This is a genomic window from Achromobacter sp. RW408, assembly GCF_003184165.1.
Classification (GTDB): Bacteria; Pseudomonadota; Gammaproteobacteria; order Burkholderiales; family Burkholderiaceae_B; genus Achromobacter; species Achromobacter xylosoxidans.
The window spans coordinates 862,347-870,354 of record NZ_QHHO01000022.1 but is presented as its reverse complement, the minus strand read 5'-3'; the positions used below and the strand labels follow the sequence as shown (position 1 = coordinate 870,354).

Below are 8,008 nucleotides of genomic sequence, written 5' to 3'. Positions count from 1 at the left end.
ACCAACAACGCCACAAAAAATTAGCCGCCCGGCCGCCCGGCCGCCCGAAGGCCGGGCAGCCCCCCCGGGGGGCAGCAAGCGCGCTACGCGCGCGCCGCGTGGGGGCCCTTACTTCCCAGGCAGAGAACCGGCCGGGTCGACCGCCTGGCCGTCGTAGCGCAATTCGAAGTACAGTCCTACCTGCTTGCTGTCGCTATTGCCCATTTCGGCGATTTTCTGCCCCTGGCTCACCCGCTGGCCTTCCTTGACCAGCAGTTTGCTGTTGTGGGCGTAGATGCTGAGGAAGCTGGCGCTATGCTTGACGATCACCAGATGCCCGTAGCCACGCAGGCCGCTGCCGGAATAGGCGACGGTGCCGGCGGCCGCGGCCACCACCGGCGTGCCGGTGGTGTTGGAAATGACGATGCCGTTCGACCCCGAGCCATCGTAGCCGCGGGTCACCTTGCCCTGCGCCGGCCACACCAGCGAGATCGCCCCCGGCGGCGCGGTGCGCCGCTTGCCCATGCTGGAGGCGCCCGCGCGCGAGCCGCCCGAGGCCTTGGGCCGCGACTTGGACGGCGCGGAAGTGCTGGCCTGCCCCGCCGGCGGCACCACCCGAAGCATCTGCCCCACCTCGATTGCATTGGTGTTCGACAGGTTGTTCCAGCGTGCAAGGTTGGATACGCTGGTGCCCTGCTTGCGGGCGATCTGCGTCAGCGTGTCGCCCGACTGCACCCGGTAATAGCCGGGCTGGACCTTGGTCGTGGTGCCGCAGGCGGCCAGCAATGCCAGCAACGCGGCCAGCAGCGCCAGCCGGACGAAGCGGATGACATCGCGCAGGGGCGGACGCGCCCGGGCGAACCCGGAAACGGCAATGGAATCGGGGGCTGGCAGGGTCTGGGCGGGCAAGGAGAGCACTGAATCCTGGAACGGAGTGGGACACGACTGCGTCCAAGGGTACCAAGATTTTCGAACGGCGGTATGCCCCCGGCAACTTTCGCGGACGGTGCCGGGCCGTGTTGTATAACCCCGCTGATTGGCGCGAGCCCGCGCTCGCCATGGATCACCGCGTCTGCAAGGAACGATATGGCAACACCACGAGCGCCCCGAAGAAACCTGTACTGCCTGCTGTGGGCCATCCCCTACCTGCTGTGCGGGGTCTTCTCGCGCCTGCTGAACGATCCGGTCAGCCACGCGGTCTTCGTCTGGCTGCCGCCGGGCGTGGCGGTGGGCGCCTATCTGCTGACGCAGCGCCGCAATTGGCCGCTGCTCCTGGCCGCCTTCTTCTGCGCGCAACTGGTCTTGACCAGCTTCACGCGCGGCCAGCCCGCCACCGCGCTGGTGTTCGCCATCGCCGCCAGCCTGTCCAACCTGCTGGCGGCCTGGACGGTGCAGCGCCTGGCCCCGCGCGAGGGCGGACTCGGGCTGGTCGCCGCGCTGCTGGCCGGCGCGCTGGCGGGCGCGGGCCTGTCGGCGCTGCTGGGCGGCGGCTGGCTGTGGCTGACGCAGGAAGCGCATGGCTGGCTGCGGCTGCGCACCTGGGTCGCGGCCTACCTGGCCGGCATCCTGATCGTCGCGCCGGCCCTGACCGTGTGGGCCCATTTCCGCCCGCGCCGCTCGGGGGGGCCGCGCAAGCGCGACCTGGTGTTGGGCGCCATCGCCTACGTCGCGCTGATCGCCTCGACCTTCATGACCTTCGACGGCGACATGATCCAGAACCTGCCGTACGTGGTCACCTTCGAGTTGACCTACCTGCCGCTGGTGTTCGCGGTGCTGACCGCGCTGGTGTGGGGTCCGCCAGGCGGCACCCTGGCCGTCATCACGCTGGCCCTGATGGCGCTGTACCAGAGCGCGCAGGGCGAAGGCCCGTTCGTGGAAGCCAACGACCATTGGCACGTGCTGCTGGCCACGCAGGTCTACCTGGTGGTCACCGCGCTGCTGATCCTGCTGGTCAACACCCTGCGCGCCGCCCGCGCGCAGGAACTCGAGAACGCCGAGCGCTGGCGCGGCCGCTTCGATCTGGCGCTGGCCGGCAGCCATCAGCTGATGTACCGCTACAACCCGTTCGACGGCTCGCTCGAACTGGCCGGGGACCTGCAGGGCGCCCTGGGCGTGCAGGCGGCCGCCATTTCCAACCTGGACGCGCTGCTGGCACTGGCCCACCCGGACGACCGCGCGCGCCTGACGTTGCACTGGGCCGCGCGCCGCGCCGGCGCCCACGACCGCACGCCGCTGCTGTTCCGCATGGCGCACGCCAGCGGCGGCTGGCGCGTGATCAGCGACCGCGGTTCGCCGCTGGAGGATTTCGACGGCAGCGTGGCCGTCGTCGCCGGCATGTGGCGCCTGGGCGAAATCGAGCAGGCAGATGTCCACTAGCACCGGAGCCCTGCTCATCCACGGCTTGGGCGGCACCCAGTACGACCTGGGGTCGCTGCACAAGATCCTCAAGCGCGCCGGCATCGAGACCCACTCGCTGACGCTGCCCGGGCACGGCACGGTTCCCGAGGACCTGCTGCCGGTGCGCGCCGAAGACTGGATCGACGCCGTCACCGCCAAGTACCGCGAGGTGGCCGAACGCCACGACACGCTGCACGTGGTCGGCATGTGCCTGGGCGCGCTGCTGGCGGTGGAGCTGTGCAAGCGCGTCGGGCACCGCAAGGGCAAGCTGGTCAGCCTGGCCGCGCCGGTCTTCATCGATGGCTGGAGCACGCCCTGGTATCGCGGCCTGCGCAAGCTGGTCTACCGCATCCCTGGCCTGGCCGCGCGCATGCGCGTCGAGGAAGAAGAACCCTACGGCATCAAGAACGAACTGGTGCGATCCATCGTCAAGGCCAAGTTCGAGCGCGGCGAGAATTTCCATTACCGCTGGGTGCCGCTGGCCTGTGTCCGCGAGGTGGACCGCCTGCGCCGCTTCGTGCAGCGCGGACTGAACGCCATCACCTGCCCCAGCCTGATCATCCATGCGCACGAGGACGAGCTGACCTCGGTGCGCTCGGCGCGATTCCTGAATGACGCCATTGCCGACAGCCGGATGGTGCTGCTGGACAACAGCTACCACATGATCTGCGTGGACAACGACCGCGACCGCGTCGCCGCCGACATCCTGCAATTCATGGACAAGCGCCCCGACACCGCGCGTCCGGGCCGCGCCGCCGCGATGACCGGCGACGAGGTCGAGCGCCTGCTCGCGCAGTACCGCGAGGCGTTGCTGTCGGGCGAATACGAAACGTTGTTCCCGCTGTTCGCCGACGACGTCGTGTGGCAGGAAGGCGGCGACAATCCCCTGAGCGGCGAATACCGTGGCCGTGGCGGCCTGATCGACCTGTTCTCGCGGGTGATGGACTATTCGCGCAACACCTTCACCGTCGACAGCGTGGGCCAGCCGGCCCTGGCCGGCCGCGCCATCGCGGTGCCGCTGACCTTCCAGGTGCGGGACGGCGCCACCACCGGCCGCGGCGCCGCCACCCATACCCTGCGCCTGCGCAACAACAGCATCGTCAAGGTAAGCGCGCAGGCCGCCGACCCGGCCGCCGACGACGCCCTGTGGCGACGGCTGGCCGTGGCCAGCGGACTGGAGCCCGAGGGCGACGCCATGGATCCGGCCACGCTGGCGATCGCGGCGCAGGACCTGGAAGACGCGTTCGAGGCCGCCGTGATCGAACTACGCGCCCTGCCGCAAGCGCCCTCCACCAGCGTCGCCATCCGCCTGCACGCCTATGAACGGCAGGCCCGGCACGGCGACGCGCCCGCGCAGGATCCCGCCGACGCCACCGTGCGCGAGCAGATCGAGCTGGCCACCTGGCGCCTGCTTGCGGGCCTGCCCGCCGACCAGGCCCGGCGCCGCTACATCGCCCTGATCCGGCGCCTGGATCCCGATACCTGATCCTGGCCGGCAACAGGGCCTACAATCGGCGCATGCCCGCCTTGACCCGACCTCCACGAAGCCGTGGCGCCTTGCGCGTCCGCGGTGTGCTGTGGCTGGCGTTCCTGGCCTTGCTGCTGCGCGCGGTGGTGCCCGCGGGCTACATGCCCGACGCCCGCGCGCTGCACGACGGCCGGCTCGAGGTCACCTTCTGCTCGGCGGCAGGCGATATTTCCACGCTGCGGCTGGCGCTGTCCCCCGATGACAAGGGCGGCGCGGGTTCCGGCGCCCACTCCAACGCCGATACCGGCGCGCAATGCCCCTTCGGGCTGCTGGCGCACGTTGCGCCCGCTCCCGCCTCGCACACCTCGCCGCTGGCATTGTCCAGCGGCCGGGCCGCGCCCCCCGCGCCGGCCCCGCTCGCGCTGCCCGCGCAGCCGGCCCAAGGGCCGCCCCTGGGCTCGCGCGCCCCGCCTCGCCTGGCCTGACTCCGCCTTTCCGCGCGGCCCCGCCGCGCCTACGCGAACCGTCAAGCAACGAGGTTTTCATGCACTCCCCATCCCCGCGCGCCCTCCTGGGCGCGCCGCCCGCGCCCGACCGTCACCGGCGCCGGCTGCTGTCGGCCCTGGCCCTGCTGCCCCTGGCCGGCTGCGGCCCCGAAGCCCCCAAGATCAACGGCATGGACCTGTCCAGCATGCCCACCGGCGACTTCCAACTGAAGGACACCGAAGGCCGCCAACGCCAACTGGCCGACTATCGCGGCAAGACCGTGATGCTGTTCTTCGGCTTCACCCAGTGCCCGGACATCTGCCCGACCGCGCTGACCCGCGCGCTGGAAATAAAGAGCCTGCTCGGCGCCGACGCCGCCAAGCTGCAGGTGCTGTTCATCACCGTTGATCCGGAGCGCGACACGCCGGAAATCCTGCAGGCCTACATGCGGGCCTTCGACCCCGCGTTCGTCGGCCTGCGCGGCGACGCCGAACAGACCCGCGCCGCCGCGCAGTCGTTCAAGGTGTTCTACCAGAAGGTGCCGACCGGCTCGTCCTACACCATGGACCACACCGCGCTGACCTACATCATCGACGCCCAGGGCAAGTTGCGCCTGGCCCTGCGCCACCAGCAGAGCGCCGAGGAATGCGCGGCCGACCTGCGCACCGTGCTCTGACCCACCACACCAACCAAAGGAATTCCCGATGAAACCGACCGCTTTCAAGTCCCTGGCCGCCGCCTTCGCCCTGGGCGCCCTGGTGCTGGCCAGTCCTGGCGCCCTGGCGCAGGACGCCACGCTCAAGGTCGAGGACGCCTGGGTGCGCGCCACGGTGCCCAACCAGCACGCCACCGGCGTCTTCATGCGCCTGACCTCGCCGACCGCGGCCCGCCTGGTGGGCGTGGAATCCGCCGCCGCCAAGCACGCCGAAGTGCACGAAATGGCCATGCAGGACAACGTCATGAAGATGCGCCAGGTGCCCGCCATCGACCTGCCCGCCGGCAAGCCGGTGGAACTCAAGCCGGGCGGCTACCACGTCATGCTGATCGACCTGGCCAGGCAGATTTCCGTGGGCGACCCGGTGGCCCTGACGCTGCTGGTGCAGGACGCCGACGGCAAGCAACGGCGCGTGCCGGTGACGGCCGAGGCCCGTCCGCTGTCAGCGGCGGCCGCGCCCGCCGGGGATCACAAGCACTGAAGCGGTGCCGCGAAATACGGGGATCGCATCACGGCAAGCGGATTGACACCTGTATTTCAAGCTTGAAATAGCTGTTTGCAAGACAACCCGCGTTTCCCGCAACGCCACGGCCCGCGCCCGGTCGAATCAAGAAAACCGGGCGCGCGGCCGCGCCACGCTCCCGGCGCGCATCGCCCGCATCCCAGGAAATCGTCCCCAAGCCGCAGCGGGGACGACGGCGCGGCCTGCCCCCAGGCCGTTTGCTTTGATTGCCAGGAGCGTTTCATGAAGACATTGACAGCCACCTTGTTGCTTTGCGCCGGCCTGACCGCCGCCGCAACCGTGCAAGCCCAGCAGGCCCAGGCCCCGGCCGCCCAGTACAAGCGCGATCTGTACGGCGACTGGCGTGTCAGCTATCCGGCGCCCGCGGCCAAGACCTCGGACCAGGTATCCTCCGAACTGGCCCGCGCCAAGGCCGACGGCCAGTACACCTTCGGCCAGGAAGACTACCCGCCCGCCATCGTCTCAACCGGCCCCGGTGAAAGCCGCGCCCAGGTCGAACAGGAACTCCAGACCGCCGAAATGCAAGGGCAGATGGCGTCCGACCAGGAAAGCTATCCGCCGATGCCCATGGCCCATAGCGGTATGTCCGACATGCAGTAATAAGGGACACACCGCGATCTGCGGCCCGTGCTGATTCCTCATACAATGCCAGCACACATCCGCCGCCGGCGGCCCCGCGGGGCCCGGCGGCAGCGCGGCGCCCCATGCCGCCCAGGATGCCAGCGTTCCGCGCAGCCGGGCGCCTGATCCGCCGGCGATGGACCGGCAACCCTGTGTCTGGATATGCCCGGTAGTTCCGCCTTTTCCTTCCTGCGTACCCTCTGCAGCCTGCGCTGGCTCGCCATCGCGGGCCAGGCTGCCACCATCCTGGTGGCCAGCGCCGTGCTGGGCCTGGCCCTGCCGCTGGAACCGCTGTGGATCGGCGTGGGCGTGCTGATCGGCTTCAACGTCTACGCCAGCCTGCGCCTGCGCCACAGCCGCGACCTGTCGCACGCCACCGCCTTCGGCCACCTGCTGGTGGACATGGCGGTGCTGGCCTGGATGGTGGGCTGGAGCGGCGGCCTGAGCAATCCGTTCGGCATGATGTTCCTGATCCTCACGGCGCTGGCGGCGCTGGCGCTGCCGCGCAACTGGGCGCTGGCCGCCGCGCTGGCGGGCATCTCCGGCTATTTCGCCGCGGCCATCCTCGGCCAGCCCCTGCGCGGCGACGTCAACACCCACACCCTGCTGCTGTGGGGCCTGGGCGCCAACTTCCTGATTTCCGTGGTGGTGGTGCTGGTGTTCACCACCCGCCTGGCCGCCGACCTGCGGGCGCGCGAACGCGAACTGGCGCGCCTGCGCGAACGCTTCACGCGCAACGAGGGCATTGTCGCCCTGGCCACCCACGCGGCGGCCATGGCGCACGAACTGAACACCCCGCTGGCCACCATGACCCTGCTGGCCGACGAGATCGCCGCCGAGGTCAAGGAGCCCGAACTCAAGCAGGATGTCGCCACCCTCAGCCAGCTGCTGGCCCTGTGCCGGGAACGCATCCGCAATCTGGCGGTCCCAACCGCGGTGGACCTGGTTCGCGTGGTGGGGCAATGGCGCCTGATCCGGCCGACCATCGACCTGCAACGCTCGGGCACCCTGCCGGCCAGCCTGCGGGTCGATCCGGCCATCGCCCACCTGCTGCAGGCGCTGCTGAACAACGCGGCCGACGCCGGCGAAGCCGCCAGCGAGCCGCGCGTGGACCTGCACCTGGAATACGGCTACGGCGCCCTGCGTGGCGAAGTGCGCGACTACGGCCGTGGCTTCGACCCCGACCAGACGCTGCTGCCGGCCACCAGCCTGTTCAACAGCGGCAAACCGGGAGGGCTTGGCGTCGGCCTGGCCCTGTCGCACGCCACCGTCGAGCAGATGGGCGGCGAAATGACCATGACGGCCGCCGATGGCGGCGGCACCCGCATCCGTTTTTATTTACCCCTCGGTAGCCCCGGGACCTGATATGTTGAATCCCACCGACCTCGGCCTGCTGATCGACGACGACGAGCTCTACGTGCGCACCCTGCAGCGCAGCCTGTCGCGCCGCGGCCTCGAGACCCGAACCGCCACCGGCATCGCCGAAGCGCTGCGCGTGGCCGAAGAGATCCGCCCCGCCTTCGCGCTGGTCGACCTGCGCCTGGGCGAGGACTCCGGCCTGACCCTGATCCGTCCCCTGCGCGCCCTGCGCGCCGACATGCGCATCCTGCTGGTCACCGGCTACGCCAGCGTGGCCACCGCGGTCGAGGCCATCAAGCGCGGCGCCGACGACTACCTGCCCAAGCCCGCCACCGCCCCGATGATCCTGCGCACCCTGGGCCTGGTGAAGCCGGAAACGGTTACGATCGAAACCACCATGACGCCGTTGCACCGCCTAGAATGGGAACACATCCACCAGGCGCTGCACGAGACCGGCGGC

General features: G+C 70.1%; 9 protein-coding genes. 8 read left to right on the top strand and 1 reads right to left on the bottom strand.

The window, feature by feature from the left end; translation table 11 throughout:
• Positions 1–108: 108 nt before the first annotated feature.
• Positions 109–819: a peptidoglycan DD-metalloendopeptidase family protein gene (locus DK459_RS06340; protein WP_035182616.1), complete on the bottom strand. Its 711-nt coding sequence runs from the start codon at positions 817–819 to the stop codon at positions 109–111.
• 246 nt (positions 820–1,065) lie between these two features.
• Between DK459_RS06340 and DK459_RS06335 the strand changes: the two genes are divergently transcribed.
• The 8 genes from DK459_RS06335 to DK459_RS06300 form a co-directional block, all read left to right on the top strand.
• Complete coding sequence (locus DK459_RS06335; protein ID WP_049053349.1) at positions 1,066–2,355, top strand: MASE1 domain-containing protein; 1,290 nt, start codon at positions 1,066–1,068, stop codon at positions 2,353–2,355.
• Entirely contained in the window at positions 2,345–3,862 is a 1,518-nt protein-coding gene (locus DK459_RS06330; RefSeq protein WP_006386697.1) for an acyl-CoA-binding protein, read from the top strand. Before DK459_RS06335 ends, DK459_RS06330 begins: the two co-directional genes overlap by 11 nt.
• A gap of 71 nt (positions 3,863–3,933) precedes the next feature.
• Positions 3,934–4,329, top strand: a complete 396-nt coding sequence (locus DK459_RS06325; RefSeq protein WP_227740044.1) for a DUF2946 family protein — start codon at positions 3,934–3,936, stop codon at positions 4,327–4,329.
• Between the two features lie 59 nt (positions 4,330–4,388).
• Positions 4,389–5,006, top strand: a complete 618-nt coding sequence (locus DK459_RS06320; protein ID WP_006387450.1) for an SCO family protein — start codon at positions 4,389–4,391, stop codon at positions 5,004–5,006.
• Positions 5,007–5,034: 28 nt separating this feature from the next.
• Complete coding sequence (locus DK459_RS06315) at positions 5,035–5,526, top strand: copper chaperone PCu(A)C (RefSeq protein ID WP_006387449.1); 492 nt, start codon at positions 5,035–5,037, stop codon at positions 5,524–5,526.
• A 264-nt stretch (positions 5,527–5,790) separates the two neighbouring features.
• Complete coding sequence (locus DK459_RS06310; protein ID WP_006387448.1) at positions 5,791–6,168, top strand: DUF4148 domain-containing protein; 378 nt, start codon at positions 5,791–5,793, stop codon at positions 6,166–6,168.
• Positions 6,169–6,351: 183 nt separating this feature from the next.
• On the top strand, positions 6,352–7,554 hold the full coding sequence (locus DK459_RS06305; RefSeq protein WP_006387447.1) for an ATP-binding protein: 1,203 nt from the start codon (positions 6,352–6,354) through the stop codon (positions 7,552–7,554).
• Position 7,555: 1 nt separating this feature from the next.
• On the top strand, positions 7,556–8,008 hold a 453-nt coding region (locus DK459_RS06300; protein ID WP_370445587.1), incomplete at its 3' end, for a response regulator transcription factor.